The organism is Corallococcus praedator (assembly GCF_003612125.1).
GTDB classification, from domain to species: domain Bacteria; phylum Myxococcota; class Myxococcia; order Myxococcales; family Myxococcaceae; genus Corallococcus; species Corallococcus praedator.
This window is the reverse complement of sequence record NZ_RAWI01000020.1, coordinates 1-20,150: the sequence shown is the minus strand read 5'-3', so window position 1 is coordinate 20,150 and position 20,150 is coordinate 1. Positions and strand designations below refer to the sequence as shown.

Here is a 20,150-nt window from a genome sequence, read left to right as displayed (position 1 = left end):
CCGGTTTCAAAGACACAAAATGGGCTGCTTCGTTCCTCTTCTTCAGGGATCGACGTAGAGGTCGAGCGCGACGTCGGGGCCGCCCCCGTAACGACTGAAGTCGGTGACACCTTCAGCGCGCAGCACGTCCTCATCGATGAAGGTCTGGCCGGTGCATGCGCGCGGCGGGCGCTGGAGGAGCGCCACGGCCGCGTCCGCCATGATCTCCGGCGCGCGGGCCCGCTGCATGGAGGTGTCGCCCCCGAGCAGGTTCTTCACGGCGGCGGTGGCGATGAGCGTCCGGGGCCAGAGCGCGTTCGCGCCAATGCCAGCCTCGGCCAGCTCCGCCGCCCAGCCGAGCGTGAGCAGCGTCATCCCATACTTGGCGAGCGTGTACGCCGGGTGCAGGCCCATCCAGTGCGGCGCCAGGTTGATGGGCGGGGAGAGCGAAAGGATGTGCGCGTGGGGGGAGCGCCGCAGGTGCGGGAGGGCCGTGCGCGTCAGGAGGAACGTGCCCCGAAGCTGGATCTGCTGCATCAGGTCGAAGCGCTTGACGGACAGCTCCTCTGTCTTCAGCGGCGCCAGGGCGCTGGCGTTGTTGAGACAGAAGTCGATGCCGCCAAAGCGCGCCACGGTCTCATCCACCGCCCGCTGCACGTCCGCCTCGTCGCGCACGTCCCCCACCACGGCGAGCGCCTGCCCTCCCGCGGCGGTGATCTCCGCGGCGGCTGTGTGCACCGTCCCGGGCAGCCTGGGGTCCGGGGTGTCTGTCTTCGCCAGGAGCGCGACGTTCGCCCCCAGCCGTCCCGCCGCGACCCCGATGGCCAGCCCGATGCCCCGGCTGCCTCCGGACATCAACAGCGTGCGTCCCGCGAGCGGCCCCGGTGGCTGCGTTGGGGCCGTCACCGCTTGGGCCCCGACTTCGGCGCCCGGGCCTCGCCGCGCGCGGGCGCCGCCTGCTGGGCCAGCTGCGGGAAGACGTCGCGCACGATGACGATGAGCGCTTCACTCAGGAGCAGGTGCGCGTCCTCCCGGGAGAGGGTTCCGCCGCGAATCCACTCGCGGATGGTGGCCTTCACCAGACCGCCGTAGGAGCGCATCATCGCGCGGTGCCGCGCGTCGCTGCCGACCTCGATCTTGAGGCCCAGGAACTCCAGCGTCCTCGCCGCGGCCACGTCGTCCGCCTCGGAGATGATGCGCTCGACCTCCGGGTCCGCCCCAATGCCTCCCATGCCGGTGACGGCCACGTACGTCTTGCCGTGGGTGGCCACCGTATCGAGGTACCACTCGACGCTCTTCTCCACCCGCTCCCGCAGGGTTCCGGTCATGGTCACGCTCGCTTCCAGGCCGGGCATGAGCAGCATCCTCTTCACGACCTTCAGATAGAGGTCCCGCTTCTGCCCGAAGTAGTGGTTGAGCAGTCCCCGGGCGACACCCGCCTCCTTGGCGATGTCGGTGGTGGAGACCTCCGCGTACGGGCGCTCACCGAAGAGCCGCGCGGCGCACTCGAGGATCTGCTCCCGGCGTTCGTCCGGTTCCAGGCGCTTCCAGCGGGGCGAGAGGGCCGGGCTCATGAGGTGTGCTCCCGCCACGGCAGGAACGCCGGCAGGTCCTGCTCCACCGTCCGGGAGAACTTCGCGGGTCGCTTTTGCATGAAGGCCATTATGCCCTCCAGGGCGTCCGCGCTGTCTCCCAGGCTCGCGATGAGCTGGCTGTCGAGTTCGAACGCGGGTTCGGGCGAGGGCAGGGCGCTCATCCGGTAGAGCGCCTGACGGATGACGGCCACGGAGACGGGCGCGGTGGTCTCCACCAACTCATGGGCGAGCGACAGGGCCGCGTCGAGCAGCGCTTCGGGTTCATGGAGGGAGCGGACCAGCCCCGCGCCGAGCGCCTCCTCCGCGTTGATCAACCGTCCGCTCACCATCCAGTCGAGCGCGCGTCCCATGCCGACGATGCGCGGCAGGAACCAGCTGGAGCCCGCCTCCGGATAGATGCCCCGCCGGCTGAAGACGAAGCCGAAGCGGCTGTTCTTCGAGGCGAGGCGGAAGTCCGCGGGGAGGATCATCGTCGAGCCGACGCCCACCGCCGCGCCCTGGATGGCGGCGATGATGGGTTTGCGCAGCGCGAACATCCGGCGGGTCACCCGCGTCGCCGGCTCCACCCAGGCGCCCTCGGGAATGCGGGTGTTCGTCACTTCGAGCGAGCTGCCGCTCAGGTCCGCGCCCACGCAGAAATCCTTCCCGGCAGCGGAGAGGATGACCACTCGCACGCCTTCATTCGCATCCGCGTCGGACAGTGCCTGGGCAAGTTCGTCCGCCATGGTCACGGTGAAGCCATTGCGCGCTTCAGGACGATGCAACTCCAGGGTGGCGACCCGGTCCGCGACCGAAAACCGGATGTGCTGATAGCTCATGGTGGATTCATGATGGTAGCTTGTTGGCGGACCGTCAACAGCAAGAAGCAGGGTCGGCGCTGTTTGGCTTTTCGACCTTTTGCGTCATCCCATTGGAGACCTTCCATGAGTGCTTCCCCTTTTCAGTTGGAGGGCCGTCGCGCCCTGATCACGGGCGCCTCTGGAGGGTTGGGGTTGCACTTCGCCGGCGTGCTGGCGCGCGTGGGGGCGGAGGTCGTGCTGGCCGCCCGCCGTGTCGACATGCTGGCCGCCGAGGTCTCGCGGCTGCGGGCTTCTGGGGTCCGGGCCCATGCCGTGGCGCTGGATGTGACCCGCTCGGAGTCCGTGCAGGCGGCGGTGGCGGAGGCGGAAGCGCTCACCGGGGGCGTGCTGGACGTGTTGGTGAACAACGCCGGGGTGTCTGGCGAGCACTTCTTCCTGGAGGTGGAGGAGGCCGAGTGGGATTCCGTGGTCGACACCAACCTCAAGGGTGCCTACCTGGTGGCCCGCGCCGTGGCCCGCCGTCTGGTGGAGCGGGGCACGCCTGGAAGCATCATCAATATCGCCTCCATCCTGGGGCTGCGGGTGGGGGGCGCGGTGTCTCCCTACTGCGCTTCCAAGGCTGGGTTGATCCACCTCACCAAGGCGATGGCGTTCGAACTGGCGCGTCACAAGATTCGCGTGAACGCCCTCGCGCCGGGCTACATCGAAACGGATTTCAACCGCGAGTTCTTCGCCAGGGAGGCCGGCCAGAAGCTGGTGGCGCGCATTCCCTTCCGACGGCTCGGCCACATGCGGGAGCTGGATGGCCCGCTGCTGCTCCTGGCCTCGGAGGCCGGCAGCTACATGAGCGGCAGCGTGCTCGAAGTGGACGGCGCCCATCTCTGCTCGACCCTGTAGTCCTCCTGGAGTTCCTGATGGATTTCTCTCTCTCCCCCGAAGTGGAAGACGCCCGGCTGCGCGTGCGTGCCTTTGTCGAAAAGCACGTGCTGCCGCTGGAGACCCGGCCCGAGGCGTTCGACACGCACGAGAACCTTCGCGAGGAGATGGTGGCCCGGGTTCGTGCGCAGGCCCGCGCGGAGGGGCTCTGGGCCTTCCAGATGCCGGTGTCGCGGGGAGGGCAGGGCCTGGGCGTGGTCGGCATGGCGGCCTGTTACGAGGAGGCCGCCCGGTCGCCCTTCGGTCCGGTGATGTTCAACGCCGCGCCGCCGGACGACGGCAACATGATCGTGCTGGAGAAGGTGCTGGCGACGGAGGCGCTGAAGCAGCGGTGGTTGCAGCCCATCATCGACGGGAAGGTGCGCTCCGCCTTCGCGATGACGGAACCCGACGGCTGCGGCTCCGACCCTTCGCTGACCTATACCCGGGCGGAGAAGCAGGGCGACGAATGGCTCATCACCGGCCGCAAGTGGTTCATCACCGGGGCCGAGGGCGCGCAGCACTTCATCCTGGTGGCACGCACTTCCGACGATGAGCGCAAGGGGCTCACCGCCTTCCTGTTCGACGCGAGCCAGCCCGGCTGGCGCATCGAGCGGCGCATTCCCATCATGGGGCCGGAAGAGCATGGCGGTCATTGCGAGCTTGTCTTCGAGGGGCTGCGGATTCCGGATGCGCACCGCCTGCTGGGCGTGGGGGATGGCCTCAAGGTCACGCAGATCCGGCTGGGCACCGCCCGCCTCACGCACTGCATGCGCTGGCTGGGATTGGCCAAGCGGTGCCTGGAGGAAGCGGGGAGCTATGTCACGCGGCGCATGAGCTTCGGGGAGACCCTGGCGAAGCATGAAGGCGTGCAGTGGATGCTGGGTGACGCCGCCAAGGACATCCACATCGGGCGGCTGCTCACGATGAGTGCCGCGTGGAAGTTGGATCAGGGCGACTTCGCCCGGACCGACATCTCCATCGCGAAGATCCACGTGGCGGACGCCCTGCACAAGGCCGCCGACACGGCCATCCAGTTGCTGGGGGCCCGTGGCTATTCGAAGGACACGATCGTCGAATGGATCTACCGCTATGCCCGGCAGGCGCGGCTGGTCGACGGCGCCAGTGAGATCCACAAGATGGTGCTCTCACGCGCCTATCTGGACGAAGGCCAGGAGTTCTTCCGATGGGGCGCGTCCGTCGCTCCCCCGAAGAGGGGGTGAGCCATGCGCGAAGAACAGAAGCGGGCGCTGGAACAATTCCTGGCGGGCAGGGCGGGGGCCAGCGCGGTGCGGATTGATGAGGCGCACCTGCTGTCTGGAGGTGCCATCCAGGAGAACTGGTCGCTGACGGCCACCGTGACGGGAGGCCGGTACGACGGCATCCTGGAGTGTGTGCTGCGCTCCGATGCGCCGTCAGGCGTCGCCGTGTCGCACGGCCGTGCACAGGAGTTCGCCCTGCTCCAGGTGGCGTTCCGGGCCGGCGTGACGGTGCCGGAGCCCTTGTGGTCCGGTGACGCCTCCGTTTTCGGCCGGGAGTTCTTCGTGATGCGCAGGGCCCGGGGGACGGCCTCCGGGCACCGGCTCATGAAGGAGCTGAACCTGGGCGGGGACCGGGAGCTGCTGGTGGAGCGCCTGGGGGAGGAGCTGGCACGACTGCATGCCATCCGCCCGCCGGTGGAGGGGCTCTCCTTCCTGCGAGTGCCGACGCTGTCGCCAGCGCTTCAGGGGGTGGAGGACTTCCGGCGCTTCCTGGATGGGCACCACACGGCGTTTCCGGCGCTGGAGTGGGGGCTTCGTTGGCTGGAAAGGCATGCACCGGAGACGCCGGAGCGGGTGCTGACGCATCGTGATTTCCGCACCGGGAACTACCTGGTGGACGAAGTCGGGCTCACGGCCGTGTTGGATTGGGAGTTCGCGGCCTGGTCGGATCCGCTGGAGGACCTGGGGTGGTTCTGTGCGCGCTGCTGGCGTTTTGGCCAGTTCGACAAGGAAGCGGGGGGCATGGGCTCCCGCGAAGCGCTGTTCCGTGGCTATGCGCGCGTGAGTGGCCGGCAACTGACGCGTGAGGCGGTGTTCTATTGGGAGGTCCACGCGCATGTTCGGTGGGCCGTGATTGCCCTGCAGCAGGGGGAGCGCCATGTCTCCGGACAGGAACCGTCGCTGGAGCTGGCGCTGACGGCGCATGTCGTACCGGAGCTGGAAATGGAGATCCTGAACATGACCGGGGGCCGGCATGCGTGAACAGCCAGACGGTGCCGCGCTGCTGGCGATCGCCAGTGAGGTGCTGCGCAAGGAATTGCTGCCCCTGCTGCCCGGGGACAAGGTCTATGCCGCGCGGATGATCGCCAATGCCATGGGCATCGCCGAGCGCCAACTGCGGCAGGGTGAAGGCCCCCAGCAGGAAGAGCAGCAGGCGCTGGCGGCCCTCCTCAAGACCGAAGGGGCGCTGGAGGCCCTGACGCGTGAGTTCGCGGCCCGGATCCGCCGGGGCGAGTTCGATGAGGATGTGGAGGCCCGCAGGTTGCTATGGGAGTCCACGGTGCAGCGGGTCCGGGAGAGCGCACCGAAGGCCCTTGTCGGGCGCTCCTCGGGACCCTGACGTCCGTCACAGCTCGTTGAAGATGAGCAGCCCCCGTGAGGAGTCCACGCTGTAGACGTGGCCGTCGCCGGGCACGCGGACGCCGTAGACACCCTCGAAGAGGCTGTCGCCCCGGTACGGGTCGCTTTCGCGGAAGGTGTTGTAGTGCGCCACCTGCGTGGGCTTCGTCGGGTTGGACACGTCCAGCACGCGCAGGCCCTCGTGATACCAGGCCACGTAGAGCCGGGTGCCGCGCAGGATGAGGTTGTGGATGGAGGTGATGGAGCGCATGCGGAACTCGCCCAGCTTCACGATGCGGGCGGGGTCGGTGACGTCGAGCACCCGCAGGTGGGAGCTGTTGAACTCTCCTCCTTCGAACGCGAGCGTGCGCCCCGCGAAGGTCCCCACCGCGCTGTGGTGCGAGTAGGCGAGGTCCGGGCGGGGGTACTGACCCAGGGGGCGCACGTCGTCCAGGTCGGTGACGTCCAGCACGGTGTAGGGCCCGAAGGCATTGCTGACGTACAGGCGGTTCCCATACGCGAAGGTGTCATGGGGGCCGCCAGAATCCGGGTCCCCGGGGACGGTGATGCGGGCGCGCTGCACGGGGTTCAGCGGCTGGGACACGTCGTAGACGAAGGTGCCGGTGTTGGGGACCATTGCGTAGAGCCGCTCCCCATCGACGAGCACCGTGTGGGCGCCGAAGGTCCCTGTCGGCAGGTTCCGCACGAACGTGGGCTCCGCAGGGGTGGAGATGTCGTAGACGAGCGTCCCCATGATGCTGCTGGCCACGTAGAGGGCGTCGCGGTGGGCCCAGACACCGTTCCAGAAGTTGTCCTCCGGCAGGCTGATGGAGGTCTTGAAGAGGGGGTTGCTGGGGTCGCTCACGTCGAAGACGGTGAGTCCACCATCCCGGCCCGCATGGGGCAGGGAGACGACGTAGGCGTGGCCCTTCGTGACGAAGACATCCACGGGCTGCCCCAGCGCCACGTGGCGCTCGGAGAGAAGCGTCAACCCGCCGGAGGACTCGGGCTCGCCCGCCCACCGGGCGACACGGTGGGCCTCGAAGGTGCCCTGCTGGGTCAGCTTCCCCCGGCGGCAGGAGGCGAAGCAGCCCGTGATGATGTCTGGCGCCGGCGTCTGGCAGCCCACCATGGCGATGGTGAGGCTCGTGCGCGTGTTCTTCCCGACAACGGAGAAGCGGCCGCCCTGTGTGTCGCGCTGGAGGAGCGGCTCGTCGTACATCGTGTTCGGGCCCCCGTCACTCCGGAGCTGGAAGCCGACGGAGCCAATGGAGATGAGGGTTCCTCCATCCGCCAGGGGCTTCGCGTCCCGGGTGTTGGCCTGGTAGATGCCCTCTTGCGGGAGCGCGGCCAGGGCCGCCGGGTCGCACCGGGACACGTCGAAGCGGGGCAGCTCCTCGCAGGCGGTGGTGGACGCGTCCTGAGCGTCGAAGCCGCACGGCGCGAAAGGCCCCTTGTCAATCCAGTCGCCGTGCTCTTCAAGCTCGGTGTAGGTGCCATCCCAGACATAGGGGCCGGCGTCGGGGACTCCCGCGTCGCTGGAGGGGCGCGGGGGCGGGTCCTCACACCCGGCGAGGAGCTGGAGCGACAGGACCACCAGCAGGGACTGTAGGGCGCGGCGGGGGAATGTCATGGGGGCCTCGCGAGGAATGCGCCCCGCGGGGATTCGCGGGGCGCCCCTGGTGAACGTATCCGGCCCGGCCGGCTCCTCACCCTCCTGGCAAGGCAGTTCTGGGTTCAAACCCGCCGGAGACGGGGGCCGATACGGCGTTCACTGAGGGTGCGTTAGGCTGGCAGGTCTCATGGTCAAGGTCACTCGATCCCTCGCCCCGAAACCGTCCCGAGTCTCGCAGGCGGAGGCGCCTGTTTCCCAGGCACCTCCCACGACGGTTTCTTCGCGAGCGCCTACCCGCGCCGCCTCTTCCATGGCGGCTCCCGTCGCGGCCGGCGCGAAGGCCCCGGCGCAACAGAAGGTGGAGCAGCGGGTGGCCTCGCTTCCCGAGGGCATGACGCGTCAGGCATTGCTCCAGGCGCTTTCCGGAGGGATGCCTCCGGCGGACGTCGACGCGGTGACCACGGCGCTCGCGGACCTCAGTCCCGCCCAACAGAAGGAGCTGGCGAACCTGCTGTCAAAGGCAGGCGTCAGCGCCACCGCGTCGCCCCGCGCCGACGCGGGCGCCGAGCGCGCCTTCCTCTTCAAGGCCATTGCCGGCGGCGCGAAGGGCGCGACCCTCAAGCGTCTGGCGGAACAGATTCGCGGGCGGCCTCCCACGAACCAGGCCTTCTCCTTCAACCCGCTGTCCTCGGCGGCCACGAAGCGCACGGCGAGCGCCAGCCCCGTGGATGCGGCTGCGGCGAAGCTCAAGGCCGCGATGGATGACATCTGGGGCACCGACGAGGCCGCTGTCTTCGAGGCCCTGGAGGGCCTGGACCCCGCCCTGCTGCCGAAGGTCGCGGAGAAGTACCAGAAGCTGACCGGCACTTCGTTGCAGGACGCGCTCAACCTGGAGCTTGAAGCGGGGGACCTGAAGCGTGCGCTCGCGGCCTTCGAGCCCCAGGTGCCGGTGGCCACCACCGCGCCGGTGAAGACCGCCGCGAAGGTCACCGCCGCTGGAACGGTCTCCACCTCCGACATCCAGAAGAACCTCGATGCCATCCAGGTCACGTCCAGGGATGAGGGCACCGTCCAGCGCGGGAATGCCGTCGAGCTCAACAACCTCATCCCCATCAACGTCGCGAGCTGGAAGCCCCCGAAGGCGGCCATCTACAACCCGCTGAAGGAGGCGGTGAAGGAGCGCAACGAGGCGAAGGCGGCCTTCGACAAGGCGCCCGCCGGTGCGGCGAAGACGGCCGCGCAGGCGAAGCTCGATGCCGCGGAGAAGAAGGTCACGGACGCGGGCGCCAAGGTCAAGGCGTGGCTGAAGGAACACATCGGCGCGAATCCGGAACTCACCCAGGCCACCGCGGCGGTGAAGCACGCGGGGGAACAGGTCGCCACGCTGGAGAAGAAGCAGGCGAAGGCGAAGGTTCCGAAGGACCCGGAGGCCGCCGAGACGCTCAAGCGCGAGCAGAAGGCCGCGCTCGACGCGGCGAAGGCGAAGCTCACGCAGGCCCAGGCCCACCAGACGTCGGTGAAGGACGGCCTGCTCGCCCGCATCGACGCCTACACGCCGATGGTCGCCGTGCCGCAGACCCGGTCGGATGTCACGGTGGATGGAACCACCGTGCGGATGCGCGATGGCCGCGAGACCGCCTACACGAACCTGTGGAAGGCGGTGGATGGTGGCGCCGTCGCGGGGGACTCGCACACCCAGGTCGACACCCAGCTTGAGAAGAGCGGCATCAGCGAGGACCGGCAGAAGATCCTCGCGTCCATCTCCGGACTGGAGGGCACCTTCAGCAAGGTCAACACCTGGGACACCGGGCGCGTCTCATGGGGCTTCACCCAGTGGACGCTCGGCAAGAGCGGCAATGGCACGCTGGCCGAGTTCATGCGGGACCTGAAGAAGACCGACCCGGCGCAATACGAGAAGAGCTTCGGCAAGTACGGGCTCGACGTCGACGCCAAGGGCGTGGTGCTCACCCGTGCGGATGGCACGGTGCTCAAGGGCGTCGAGGCGGCCGAAGCCATCCGCACCGATGTGAAGCTGGCGGCCGTCTTCATGGCCGCGGGCGCCGACCCGGCGATGCAGCAGGCGCAGATCAAGTACGCGAACGAGGGGAAGATCACCGAGACCCGCAACCGCTCGGTGAAGGTGACCGGCAAGGACGCCAGCGGCGAAACCGTGAAGGCGAAGCTCCAGCTGAAGGACGTCGTCACCAGCGAGTATGGCAACGCAATCCTGGCCGACCTGGAGGTCAACGCCGGCCGCGGTGGCTCCGTCGCCGCCGACGCGCTGGAAGCGTATGTGAAGGCCAAGGGGCTCGACCCCGCCAAGGTGGACGAGTGGGGCCCGGACGCCGAGAAGGCCGTCATCGCCGCGCTCGAGCAGGCCTCGCGCAAGGAGCGGTTGAGGCACCACGCGAAGGCGGGCTTCAGCAAGGAGCCCGGCTCCTTCGTGAGCTGACGGGACGGCATGGGAAAAGGATTGCCCAGGCCCTGAACCGGAGGACTCCACCGCTGTCGGCCTTCGGGCAGCGGGCTGCCACCTCCGGGGGGTAAGCCGTCCAGGGCCCGGTGGTTAGCCTCCTCCAGCCGGAGGCCGGACGCCTCCGACCGGGAGGCAGCATGCCGCATGCGAGGGAGTGGGTGGGCGTCGTGGCCCTGGCGTCGTTGCTGTGGGAGGGAGGCGACGCGAAGGCGGGGGCCGCCGCGGTCCAGTGCGGAGACACCCTCACCCAGCACACGAAGCTGACGCGCGACCTTTCGTGTCCGGGCACGGAGGCCCCCGCGCTCCGGGTCGTCGGAGAAGGCGTCGTCCTGGACCTGGGCGGGCACACCGTGCGCCGCACCGGCCCGGAGATGGGGGACTCGCAAGGCATCGTGGTCGAAGCCAACGGCACGGTCCGCAACGGCACCATCCGGGGGTTCCGCTGGGGCTACGTGCTGGACAGCGGCGCGAACAACGTGCGGCTGCACGAGCTGTCACTCGTCGGGAATGGGACGGCCATCTACCATCGGGGCGGCTATGCGCGCTTCCTCATCACGAACTCCGTCCTGCGCGGCAATAGCACCGGGATGAGCAGTGAGTTCGACGCTGCCACCGGTGAGTTCAACATCCACTCCTCGCTCTTCACCGGCAACGGGCGCGTGATGTTCGTGGATGCCCACGACGTGGATGTGCTCGGGTCGACCTTCAACTCGAATGAGAACGTCATCGAGTGCTTCAATGGCAACATCCGCATCCGCTCCAGCATCCTGGCGATGAACACCGCCGTGGGCTCGCTGGCGTTCGACCCGGCCGGCGGCTTCGACTTCTGTTCGGAGCTGCGGTTCGAGGACACGATGATCGCGAACAACACCGCGCTGGCCCCTCCGGAAGCTCCGGTCTGGGGGCCGTTCCGGTTCGTGATGCGCAACTCGTGGGTCGTCAACAATGGCAGTGGGCTCCACGCCGGAAGCCGGACCGTCTACCTGGAGGGCAATACCTTCTGGGACAACGCGGGCGGCCTGACGCTGGCCGACCTGCCGGAGTTCGTTCCCTACCCGCTCACGGGCCTCGTTCGCGGCAATCGCTTCCTGCGCAATGCCGGGGACGGCCTCCGGGTCCTGGAGCCCAGCACGCCCACCCTGGTGGGCAACACCGCGGTGAACAACGTGGGCTGGGGCATCCACGCGCCGACCGCCTTCGACGCGGGCGGTAACGTCGCGCGAGGCAATGGCGCGGGCAACTGCGAAGGCGTCACCTGCTCCGCGTTCTGAGCACGTGCCCGGGACCCGGGACTTCGCGATAGAAGGCGGGGACCATGAAGACTCCCCGACTCCCCGTGGCCCAGCCCCGTGAAGCGATGCGACTCGTGGGCGTGGAAGGCAAGGCCCGCGTCTTCTGGGCCTACGCGCAGCACGGCGAGCGGCTGGAGCTGCACCACGGCAAGCAGGGCACGGAGGGCAAGCGCGAGTCGCGCACCTTCGCCTCCGCCGAGGAGGCCGCGGCCTTCGCGCGCAAGCAGGTCGCGGCCCGGGTGGACAAGGGCGCCTGGTCCAGCGACCTGGCCTTCGAGTCCACCCCCTGGGAGCAGGTGAAGGGCTCGGTGCGGGTGCCCGGCAACTCCGAACAGGATGAGGACCGCGTCCTCGTGCTCACCGGGGATGTCGTCGTGCCCCATGACCTGTGGCTCGACTTCCGTCGCGGCATCTTCGCCCTGGACGACCCGGACGCGGAGCCCTTCATCGGGCTCCTGGTGCAAGGCAACCTCACCGTCGAGGGCTGTGTGTTCAACGGGGAGAACGACTTCGGACCGTTCCTCCAGGTGAACGGCAACCTCACCGCGACGAGCATCGCCATCGGCGGTTCGCGGCTGCGCGTCACGGGCGACGTCATGACCGGGGACTTCGTGGCGGTCTACAACCACGGCAGCGTCTCCGTGGGAGGCGGCCTCGTGGCCCGCACCATCGCCTCGGATTACACCCTGCGGGTGGAGGGCCCCGTGGATGCGCACCGCTACCAGGGGCAGGGCTCGAAGGTGTTCGCGGTATCGAACGGGGGGGAGGACACGCAGGACCCCTATGAGGTGAAGGGCGTCTTCCTTCCGGCGGTGGTGTCCGGCGAGCGCGTCCTGCTCGACAAGGCGCGGAAGCTGCTGGCCACCGGCAAGCCCATCTCCCGTCCTGAGTTCACCAGCGTCCGGGCCGCGTTCCGCAAACTCGTCTCCAGGAAGATGGCGGAGCCCGACAAGGTGAAGAGCCTGTCGCTGGACAGCAAGGGCCTCAAGTCACTGCCGGAGGAGCTCTTCCTGTTCCGCCGCCTGGAGAAGCTCAGCCTTCGGAGCAATGAGCTGCGGACGCTTCCCGAGGAGCTGGGGCTGCTCACGGAGCTGCGCGAACTGGACCTGAGGAGCAATGGCCTGTTGGCGCTGCCCGAATCCATGGGGGCGTTGAAGAAGCTCCGGGTGTTGAACCTGGAGACCAACTGCCTCTGGCGGCTCCCGGACTCGCTCGCGGAATGCGTGGAGCTGCGGGAGGTGAACCTCGTCAACAACCCGTACGCCTACCTCCGGTGGGCCTTCGGGGCGTGGAGCAAGGTCCGGCTCATGTGGGAGCTTCCGGAGGTCCTCACGCGGCTGCCGAAGCTGGAGGTGTTGAAGTTCGAGGGCACGCCGCTGCGCACGCTGCCGACACGCCGCTTCGACAGCGCCGTCCTGAAGACCGCCACCGTGCGCCGGTCGCTCATCACGCAGGTGGATCCGGAGCTTCACGCCCAGCTCGACGTGGTGGACCTGGCGTCCAGCCCCAGGAACGCGGCCGCGTACATCGACTACTGGTTCAAGCGGGAGAACGTGCGCGTCGAACACATCCATGACGCGAAGTCGGGCCGCTATGACTTCACGGAGATCATCGCGCTGCTGGGGTTGCTCCTGCGCCTCAACATCCCCACGGTGGCGCCCTATGACGGGGCGCTGGAGAAGTTCCGGGTCCAGAGTGAGGACATCGCCCATGCCATGGACTGGGCGGGCGCCTCCGCCCACCATGTCCGCGCGCTCTTCCTGGCCCTGGGGGACGCGCTGGGGCCGCTGGGCGAGCAGCATCCCGGCAATGCGCTCATCGCCGGGCTGAGGGACGTCTTCTCGGTCCATGCGCGCAGGGGCACCTGAGTGCTCAGGGCGCGGGCTTCGCCACCTTGCTCAGGATGAGGTCCCGCACCGCTTCGGCCGTGCCGGTGGCGGACTGCGGGTTCTGTCCGGTGACGAGCCGCTCATCCACCACGACCTTGGCCGTCCAGTTGGCGGCGGGCTGGTGCTTCGCGCCGCGCTCCTTCAGCGTGGTGGCCAGGAGGAAGGGGACCACCTTCTCCAGCTTCACGGCGCGCTCCTCGTCGTCGGTGAAGGCGCTGACCTGCTTGCCGGCGACCAGGTACTTGCCGTCGCTCAGCTTGACGTTCACCAGCGCCGCGGGCCCGTGGCAGACGGCGGCGACGACCCGGCCGGCTTCGTAGACTTCGCGCGTCACCCGCTGCACCGCCGGGCTGCCGGGGAAGTCCCAGACGGCGCCGTGGCCGCCCGCGTAGAAGACGGCGGAGTAGCGGGCCACCTTCACGTCGTCCAGCTTGAGGGTGGTGCGCAGGGACTGCCGGAACGCGGGGTCGTTCCAGTAGCGCGCGTTGGTGGCGTCCTTCAAATCCAGCCCATCCACCGGCGGCTCACCGCCCTGGATGGACGCGAACTCCACCGGGATGCCAGCGGCCTGGAACACGGCCAGCGGATGGGTGACCTCGCCCAGGTAGAAGCCGGTGGGCTCGCCGGTGCTGCCCTTGGTGGCGTGGCTGGTCATCACGATGAGGACGGGCGCGAGGGAGGGCGCGGTGGGCTTGACGGTCGGCGCGGCGGCGGTGGCCATCCCCAGCAGGGAGGCGGCAAGGAGGGAGGACATGTTCAGGACTCCTGAGGGAAGGGCCCTCACGGGGGCCGGTCTCGTCATCCAAACTATTGTCGCCGCCGTCGGTGATAAACGGGCATGAGGGCATGGCACTTTTGCTACAGAGGCATGAATGGCTCGGCGCTTCGACCACCTGAACGACGTGGAGGCCTTCATCGCGGCGGTGGAGCGCGGCTCGCTGACGGCCGCCGCCACCGCGCTGGGGACGACGCCCTCGGTGGTGAGCCGCGCGCTCGCTCGGTTGGAGCAGCGGCTGGGGGCGCAGCTGCTGCGGCGGACCACCCGCAGTCTGGGGCTGACGGACGCGGGGCGGCTGTACCTGGAACAGTCGCGCACCGCCTTCGGTCTGCTGGCGGAGGCGGAGCGCGCCATCCAGGGGCAGGGCGGCGAAGTCACCGGCAGCGTGCGCCTCAGTGTTCCCACGACCTACGGGCACTATCGCCTGCCGGCGAAGCTGCGGACCTTCGTGCGCCGGCACCCGCGCGTGCAGGTGGAGCTGAGCATCTCCAACCGCAACGTGGACCTGGTGGCGGAGGGCTTCGACCTGGCCATCCGCCTGGGCGCGCTTCCCGACAGCGGGCTGGTGGCACGGAAGCTGGAGGATGCGCCCATGTGCCTGGTCGCTTCGAAGGCCTACCTGAAGGAGGCCGGCACGCCCCGGTCGCTGGCGGACCTGGAGCGCCATGCCTGTCTGTCTTTCGTCATGCCCAGCACCGGCCGCGTGTCCCCGTGGATCCTCCGCGAGGACGGCCGCGACGTGGACTGGACGCCCCAGACGGCGCTGCGGGTGGCGGACGACGTGCTCGGCGTGGTGTCGCTCGCCGAGCAGGGCATGGGGCTGTGCCAGACGTATGACTTCATCGCCGCCGACCGCCTGCGCCGGGGCACCCTGGTGGAGGTGCTGCCGAAGTCGCGCGGGCGCTCGCGGCCGTTCTCGGTCATCTACGTGCCGCACCGCAGCCTGTCCGCGGCCTCGCGGGCGTTGATCGCCGTGCTGACGGACACCGCCTGACGGGCCTGCGCTACAGCCCGAGCGCCGCCTTGCACGTCTTCGTGTAGAGGTCCCGGAAGAGGTTGTCCGGGTCGGTGCGCTGTTTCACCGTCTGATAGGTGTCCCGGTTCCAGATGCTCCAGAAGGTCTCCTCGTCGTAGTAGTTGTAGGAGATGAGCGTCTTGGTCCCGTTGAACCGTTGCAGCGCGTCCTCGAACTCCTTGTAGAGGTTGCGGCCGGGGGGCTGCGGGAGGCCGTACACGGCGAGGTCGAGGAACAGCGGGTCGCTCATCCCGGCCCACCATGCAGGTGTCAGCCATTCATAGTCATGCACCCGCCGGAAGGGCACGCACCACACCGGGTAGTAGCGCATGTCGCGGTGATACCAGTCCATGAACTCGGCCGTGCGCGAGAAGGGGACGAACACATCCACGATGACCGGCGGGTCCTTCTCCGGCAGGAGGAGGTTGTGGAAGTGATTGGCGGCCCGCAGCACGCTGTCCGAGTGGATGAACTTCCCGAACAGCGCGCGGGCCAGCAGGTTCTGCGGCCGCGCGTGGGTGACGCCCCGGTTGTAGCGGAAGAGGTAGTCGTACGTCGTGAGGTAGTCCTCCTTCCGGCGAGGAATGGTTTCACAGTACGCCGTGAGCCATTCGTAGCGGCTCACGTACGGGGCCTTCTCCACGAAGTGCCCCACGCACAGCACGTGTTTCGTGGGGGAGAAGATCTGCCCATCCAGGTAGTCCGTGTCCTTCGCGCTGAAGTGGCGCCAGATGGCCTGCTGGAAGGCTTCGAGCGTGTCGTAGGTCTCATACGTCACGCGCACGTAGGGGGCCGCGCGGACGAGCTTGAAGCGGATGCGCGACAGGATGCCCAGCGTCCCGAACGAGCCGTGGAGCATCTGGAAGAGCAGCGGCTGCTCCGTGGGTGAGCAATGCAGCACTTCACCCTTCGCGGTGATGACCTCGTATTCCAGACAGGTGTCGTGGAAGCCGCCCTGGCGGAAGGACATGGACTCGATGGAGCACCCAGCGATGGCGCCCCCGAGCGTGATGGTCTTGTGCTCGGGCACGATGAAGGGCACAAGCCCCAGCGGCAGCGTCGCTCGCACCACCTGGTCGAAGGTCACCGCGGGCTCGGCCGTGCAGGTCAGCCCCACCGGATCGATTTCGAGGATCTGATCCAGGTCCCCCAGGTCCACCTTCTCATCGCCGCGCCGCGAGTCGTTCCGCTTGGGCACCTGATGGGGCGGTGACTTCTTCTTGAAGGACGCAGGCCCGGTGCCCTTGCGCTGCTTCAACTGCCTGGCGATGGCTTCCACCCTGGCCGCGTGCAGCGCATTGCGCAGTGCTGCCTCCCCCAACCCCCGCTCGCTGGAAACCGGCTCCGTGGTCATCCACCCCTCCGTCCTTCGTTCGCTGGAACGGTGGGGACTCTACGGTGACGGGTGAGCCCTGGCCGGACGGTCTGGGCCCCTCTCGGCCGGCTGCCCGGCGTGCGGGCGGGGACGCAACAAATTATCGGGGTTGGCGAGAATTCCGTGCTTTTCCATGTCCTGGGTCGTTTCGGCCCGGGTAAGCCCCACGAACGGAAATCCCCCTGATGATTCCCCCGGTTCCCCGTACGGGCGGGCGCCACGCGCTCGTCCTGCTGCCCGCGCTGCTCGCCATGGCCTGTGGAGGCGAGACGCCTCCCGAGCCCCTGTCCACGGTGGACAGCGCGCTGGGCGCTCCCGTCACCGTGTCCTTCCAGGAGCAGGTCGCTCCGACGGCCGCGTACACCGGCGCGTCGGATGTCACGCTCCTGCAGAACACCCCCACCGTGAACCTGGGCGCGGACGCGCTCCTCCGGATGGATCGCGACTACCCGACGAGCTCCGGGAAGGTCAGCAACAGCCTGCTGCGCTTCGACCTGGGCGCCATTCCGGCGAACGCGACGGTGCAGTCCGTGCGGCTGACAGTCAACGTGAAGAACTCCACCACGGGCGAGGGCTTCTTCGTCTACGCCGCCGGCCGTGCCTGGACGGAGTCGCAGGCCACCTGGAACAACGCGACCAGCACCACCGCCTGGGCCACCGTTGGCGCCAGCGGCGCTTCGGACCGGGGCGCCACGTCCTTCGCCACGCTCATCCCAGGGGCGACGGGCTCCTATGGCGTGGACCTCAACGCGGCGGGGATCGCGGCCGTGCAGGGCTGGGTGCAGAGCGCCGGCACCAACAACGGCTTCGTGCTGGATGCGAACACCAACATGGACGGCCTGGAGCTGGACTCCTCGGAGGCCGCCATCGCCGCCAACCGGCCGAAGCTGACGGTGACCTATGCGCTGCCGGACGAGCCGGGCAACCCCGGCATCCCCGGGCTGGACAACACCGGCCAGACGATTCCGGATACCAACTACGCCATCCCCACGGGCGCCATCTTCCTGGCGACGAATGGCAATGACAGCAACGCGGGAACGCAGGCCGCCCCGGTGGCCACGCTCAACCGCGCCATCGCGCTGGTGCCCTCCACCGGTGGGACCATCGTGGTGCGCGGCGGCACCTACCGCGACTGGTACAACAACGGCGCGGGCAACTACAAGGTCAACACCAAGCCCATCACCTTCCAGGCCTATCCGCACGAGCAGGCCTGGTTCGACGGCACGGACCTGAAGCCCGCTTCCGCCTGGACCTCCGACGGCGCCGGCCACTGGTTCATGGATTGGAGCACGCCCAGCTTCTGCAACGGCGGCTATTACACGTACAAGTATGACGCCCAGCCCACGACGAACCAGGGCCCGTGCAGCCACTACGACATGTATGGCGATCCGGCGAACCCCGCCGCGGGCGACCCGCAGATGGTCTTCATCGACGGGGCGTACGTGCACGAGGTGAAGACGCTGGCGGAGGCCACGCCGGGCAACTTCTTCTACGACTGGACCCACCGCCGCATCTACATCGCGACCAACCCCACGGGCCACACGGTGGAGGTGGCCGCGCGCCCCGTCGCCATGGTGCTGGGCACCACCGGCCACAAGGTGATGGGCCTGGGCTTCCGGCGCTACGCGACGAACGAGTACAGCAACACCACGAACGCGGCGCTCTACATCGGCGCGACGAACTCCCTGGTGGAGAACTGCGTCTTCACGCAGATGGCGGCCGGGTCGCTCAGCATCAAGCCCCAGGGCGGCGTGGTGCGCGGGTCGGTGTTCGCGAACAACGGCTTCACCGCGATTGGCTCCAATGGCTCCACCAACTCCGCCACGCTCGTCACCGATGGGCTGCTGCTGGAGGGCAGCGTCATCAACGCCAACAACACGGAGCGCTTCGGCACCAACTGCTCGCGCTCGTGCGCGCAGGCGGGCGTGAAGATTGCCCACATGAATGGCTTCACGGTGCGCAACAACGTCTTCGAGAACAACCTGAACGGCGCGGGCTTCTGGTGTGACGAGGACTGCCGCGATGGCGTGATGGTCTACAACATCTTCCGCAACAACAAGATTGGCATCTTCTACGAGGTCTCCGACACCGGCATCATCGCGTCCAACCTCATCTACGACAACACCTACGCCGGCATCCAGGCGTGCTCGTCGAACACGAAGATCTACAACAACACCCTCATCAACAACGCGGCCATCAACATCTGGATCTACGACGACTCGCGCAACGAGCAGGACAAGCGGGGCTCGGACATCGGTCCGGACACGGTGAACGTGGACGTGTCCAACAACATCCTGTCGGGCGGGAACATCACCACCCTCAAGGCGTCGCGCTCCGACAGCAACTTCACCAACACCGGGCCGAACACCTTCTTCTCCGGGCTGGACTACAACAGCTACTACCGCTCCGGCGGCAGCACGAAGTCGCTGATCAACTGGGTGGACACGGGCGGCGTGAACTACACGTCGCTGGCCGCGGTCCGCACCGCTCGCGGCTGGGAGAACAACGGCCATGACCTGGCGTCGGGCGGCGACCCGTTCTTCGTGAACCAGACGCTGCGCAACTACGTCGTGCGCTCCACCAGCCCCGCGTACAACAGCGGCAAGCCGCTGCCCGCGGACGTGGCGCAGGTGCTCGGGGTGCCCTCCGGCACGGTGACGAGCCGGGGCGCGCTGAGCTGGCCGGGCCGCTAACCCTGCCTTCGTTGGGATGAGCAGGGCCCGGAACCGGTTGGTTTCCGGGCCCTGTGTCTTTTCGGGCGCCGCCCTACGCGGTGGGCGCTTCCAGTTGCTGGCGCAATTCAGTGGTGCTCACCGCGGTCATGCCATCCCGGCCCACCAGCGTCTGTCCATCCGCGGAGTAGAGCGCCGGGCGCCGGTACAGCATGCGCAGGGCGTGCAGGTGGGGATAGACGATGGACGCGCGGGGGTTGAGCGCTCGCAGGTGCTGGCGCAGGAGGGGCGCGTACTTCGGGCTCTGGGCCGGGAAGATGTGGTGTTCCTGGTGGTAGCTGAAGTTGAAGTGCAGCCAGTCCATCACCGGGTGCGTCCGCACGCTGGCGGTGTTCACGAAGGGGTTGTCGGTCTCCTCCGACGCCGGCTGCATCCAGTGGTTGGTGGCGATGTAGATCATCAGCGTGACGTTGCCGATGAGCAGCGGAAGCACCAGCGCGTAGAGCGCGGCCCGGGGGCCCAGGACCCAGCCCAGCGCGCCCCATCCGGCGGCGAGCAGCACCGTGAGCACCCGTTCCCGGGCGCGGTGCATGTGCACGTGTTGAAACCCGGGCAGCCCGCTGTGGTACCAGAGGAAGGCCTGCCCCTGGGCGGTGAAGAAGACGCTGAAGCTGATGAAGCTGAGCCAGGTCCCCGACCCCGGGGAGATGAGGTGGAACAGCTTCGCGAACCCCTGGGTGCGCCAGTCCGTCTGCCGGGGGAGGATGTCCGGGTCGCGGACGTGGACGTTGGCGGCGCTGTGGTGCGCCTGGACGTGCCAGGCCCGCCAGTTGCCGGGTGTAACGAGGAAGGGCGCGAAGCCCACCCAGCCGAGCACGCTCTCCATCGTCCGGCTGTGGAACACCGAGTGGTGCAGCGCTTCGTGGGCGGCGAGGCCCACGGCGGTGACCATCTGCCCCAGCACGAGCGCGAGGAGGAGACATGCCCAGTCGGGCAGGGGCTGGCTGCCGATGAGCCAGACCATCGCAGCCATCACGGGCACGAGGCCGAGCGCGACGACGCCGCGCAGGGGCTGTCGCTCGAAGGCCTCGGGGGGCAGGAGGCGGCGCAGTTCCGAACGGAGCCGTTTGGCGTCATCCGGGGGGATGG

Annotated in this window: 16 protein-coding genes; 9 read left to right on the top strand and 7 right to left on the bottom strand. The window is 68.4% G+C overall.

What is annotated here, in order from left to right; translation table 11 throughout:
* Window positions 1-42 precede the first annotated feature (42 nt).
* From D7Y13_RS04505 to D7Y13_RS04495, 3 genes are read right to left on the bottom strand one after another with little or no spacing between them, the layout of a single operon-like run.
* Window positions 43-885 carry an SDR family oxidoreductase gene (locus D7Y13_RS04505; protein ID WP_120582027.1) on the bottom strand — a complete coding sequence of 281 codons (843 nt, stop codon included), beginning with the start codon at window positions 883-885 and terminating at the stop codon, window positions 43-45.
* Entirely contained in the window at window positions 882-1,553 is a 672-nt protein-coding gene (locus D7Y13_RS04500) for a TetR/AcrR family transcriptional regulator (protein WP_120582026.1), read from the bottom strand. The genes D7Y13_RS04505 and D7Y13_RS04500 overlap by 4 nt, the downstream gene beginning before the upstream one ends.
* Window positions 1,550-2,392 (bottom strand): enoyl-CoA hydratase-related protein, encoded by an 843-nt coding sequence (locus tag D7Y13_RS04495; protein ID WP_120533931.1) that lies wholly within the window; start codon window positions 2,390-2,392, stop codon window positions 1,550-1,552. Before D7Y13_RS04495 ends, D7Y13_RS04500 begins: the two co-directional genes overlap by 4 nt.
* Window positions 2,393-2,497: 105 nt before the next feature.
* Between D7Y13_RS04495 and D7Y13_RS04490 the strand changes: the two genes are divergently transcribed.
* From D7Y13_RS04490 to D7Y13_RS04475, 4 genes are read left to right on the top strand one after another with little or no spacing between them, the layout of a single operon-like run.
* Entirely contained in the window at window positions 2,498-3,271 is a 774-nt protein-coding gene (locus D7Y13_RS04490; RefSeq protein WP_120582025.1) for an SDR family NAD(P)-dependent oxidoreductase, read from the top strand.
* 17 nt (window positions 3,272-3,288) lie between these two features.
* Window positions 3,289-4,512 carry an acyl-CoA dehydrogenase family protein gene (locus D7Y13_RS04485; RefSeq protein ID WP_120582024.1) on the top strand — a complete coding sequence of 408 codons (1,224 nt, stop codon included), beginning with the start codon at window positions 3,289-3,291 and terminating at the stop codon, window positions 4,510-4,512.
* 3 nt (window positions 4,513-4,515) lie between these two features.
* Window positions 4,516-5,532, top strand: a complete 1,017-nt coding sequence (locus D7Y13_RS04480) for a phosphotransferase family protein (protein ID WP_120582023.1) — start codon at window positions 4,516-4,518, stop codon at window positions 5,530-5,532.
* Window positions 5,525-5,890 carry a DUF6285 domain-containing protein gene (locus tag D7Y13_RS04475; protein WP_120533927.1) on the top strand — a complete coding sequence of 122 codons (366 nt, stop codon included), beginning with the start codon at window positions 5,525-5,527 and terminating at the stop codon, window positions 5,888-5,890. Before D7Y13_RS04480 ends, D7Y13_RS04475 begins: the two co-directional genes overlap by 8 nt.
* A 6-nt stretch (window positions 5,891-5,896) precedes the next feature.
* Here D7Y13_RS04475 and D7Y13_RS04470 read toward each other — a convergent pair whose 3' ends face one another.
* The gene (locus tag D7Y13_RS04470) at window positions 5,897-7,522 is read right to left on the bottom strand and encodes an LVIVD repeat-containing protein (protein ID WP_120582022.1); all 1,626 of its coding nucleotides are present in this window, start codon (window positions 7,520-7,522) and stop codon (window positions 5,897-5,899) included.
* A gap of 292 nt (window positions 7,523-7,814) precedes the next feature.
* Between D7Y13_RS04470 and D7Y13_RS04465 the strand changes: the two genes are divergently transcribed.
* The 3 genes from D7Y13_RS04465 to D7Y13_RS04455 all read left to right on the top strand — a co-directional run bounded on the left by D7Y13_RS04465 (window position 7,815) and on the right by D7Y13_RS04455 (window position 13,140).
* Window positions 7,815-9,956, top strand: a complete 2,142-nt coding sequence (locus D7Y13_RS04465; protein WP_120582021.1) for a hypothetical protein — start codon at window positions 7,815-7,817, stop codon at window positions 9,954-9,956.
* A gap of 161 nt (window positions 9,957-10,117) precedes the next feature.
* A complete protein-coding gene (locus tag D7Y13_RS04460) occupies window positions 10,118-11,251 on the top strand; it encodes a right-handed parallel beta-helix repeat-containing protein (RefSeq protein ID WP_120582020.1) in 1,134 nt (377 codons plus the stop codon).
* A gap of 44 nt (window positions 11,252-11,295) precedes the next feature.
* On the top strand, window positions 11,296-13,140 hold the full coding sequence (locus tag D7Y13_RS04455) for a leucine-rich repeat domain-containing protein (protein ID WP_233595248.1): 1,845 nt from the start codon (window positions 11,296-11,298) through the stop codon (window positions 13,138-13,140).
* Window positions 13,141-13,144: 4 nt separating this feature from the next.
* Here the strand turns inward: D7Y13_RS04455 and D7Y13_RS04450 are convergent, their stop codons facing one another.
* Complete coding sequence (locus tag D7Y13_RS04450) at window positions 13,145-13,915, bottom strand: type 1 glutamine amidotransferase domain-containing protein (RefSeq protein WP_233595247.1); 771 nt, start codon at window positions 13,913-13,915, stop codon at window positions 13,145-13,147.
* Between the two features lie 118 nt (window positions 13,916-14,033).
* On the opposite strand from D7Y13_RS04450, the gene D7Y13_RS04445 reads away from it, so the two are divergent.
* On the top strand, window positions 14,034-14,933 hold the full coding sequence (locus D7Y13_RS04445) for a LysR family transcriptional regulator (RefSeq protein ID WP_120582019.1): 900 nt from the start codon (window positions 14,034-14,036) through the stop codon (window positions 14,931-14,933).
* 10 nt (window positions 14,934-14,943) lie between these two features.
* On the opposite strand, the gene D7Y13_RS04440 is transcribed toward D7Y13_RS04445, so the two are convergent.
* The gene (locus D7Y13_RS04440; protein ID WP_120582018.1) at window positions 14,944-16,308 is read right to left on the bottom strand and encodes an FAD-binding oxidoreductase; all 1,365 of its coding nucleotides are present in this window, start codon (window positions 16,306-16,308) and stop codon (window positions 14,944-14,946) included.
* A gap of 206 nt (window positions 16,309-16,514) precedes the next feature.
* Between D7Y13_RS04440 and D7Y13_RS04435 the strand changes: the two genes are divergently transcribed.
* Window positions 16,515-19,022, top strand: a complete 2,508-nt coding sequence (locus D7Y13_RS04435) for a DNRLRE domain-containing protein (RefSeq protein WP_120582017.1) — start codon at window positions 16,515-16,517, stop codon at window positions 19,020-19,022.
* 73 nt (window positions 19,023-19,095) lie between these two features.
* Here the strand turns inward: D7Y13_RS04435 and D7Y13_RS04430 are convergent, their stop codons facing one another.
* Complete coding sequence (locus tag D7Y13_RS04430; protein ID WP_244222318.1) at window positions 19,096-20,148, bottom strand: fatty acid desaturase family protein; 1,053 nt, start codon at window positions 20,146-20,148, stop codon at window positions 19,096-19,098.
* Window positions 20,149-20,150 lie beyond the last annotated feature (2 nt).

Coding starts and splice junctions, on each gene's coding strand:
- D7Y13_RS04500 (WP_120582026.1), bottom strand. CDS start 1,553: ATGAGCCCGGCCCTCTCGCCCCGCTGGAAGCGCCTGGAACCGGACGAA.
- D7Y13_RS04490 (WP_120582025.1), top strand. CDS start 2,498: ATGAGTGCTTCCCCTTTTCAGTTGGAGGGCCGTCGCGCCCTGATCACG.
- D7Y13_RS04450 (WP_233595247.1), bottom strand. CDS start 13,915: ATGTCCTCCCTCCTTGCCGCCTCCCTGCTGGGGATGGCCACCGCCGCC.
- D7Y13_RS04465 (WP_120582021.1), top strand. CDS start 7,815: ATGGCGGCTCCCGTCGCGGCCGGCGCGAAGGCCCCGGCGCAACAGAAG.
- D7Y13_RS04455 (WP_233595248.1), top strand. CDS start 11,296: ATGAAGACTCCCCGACTCCCCGTGGCCCAGCCCCGTGAAGCGATGCGA.
- D7Y13_RS04435 (WP_120582017.1), top strand. CDS start 16,515: ATGATTCCCCCGGTTCCCCGTACGGGCGGGCGCCACGCGCTCGTCCTG.
- D7Y13_RS04460 (WP_120582020.1), top strand. CDS start 10,118: ATGCCGCATGCGAGGGAGTGGGTGGGCGTCGTGGCCCTGGCGTCGTTG.
- D7Y13_RS04480 (WP_120582023.1), top strand. CDS start 4,516: ATGCGCGAAGAACAGAAGCGGGCGCTGGAACAATTCCTGGCGGGCAGG.
- D7Y13_RS04485 (WP_120582024.1), top strand. CDS start 3,289: ATGGATTTCTCTCTCTCCCCCGAAGTGGAAGACGCCCGGCTGCGCGTG.
- D7Y13_RS04445 (WP_120582019.1), top strand. CDS start 14,034: ATGGCTCGGCGCTTCGACCACCTGAACGACGTGGAGGCCTTCATCGCG.
- D7Y13_RS04470 (WP_120582022.1), bottom strand. CDS start 7,522: ATGACATTCCCCCGCCGCGCCCTACAGTCCCTGCTGGTGGTCCTGTCG.
- D7Y13_RS04475 (WP_120533927.1), top strand. CDS start 5,525: ATGCGTGAACAGCCAGACGGTGCCGCGCTGCTGGCGATCGCCAGTGAG.
- D7Y13_RS04495 (WP_120533931.1), bottom strand. CDS start 2,392: ATGAGCTATCAGCACATCCGGTTTTCGGTCGCGGACCGGGTCGCCACC.
- D7Y13_RS04440 (WP_120582018.1), bottom strand. CDS start 16,308: ATGACCACGGAGCCGGTTTCCAGCGAGCGGGGGTTGGGGGAGGCAGCA.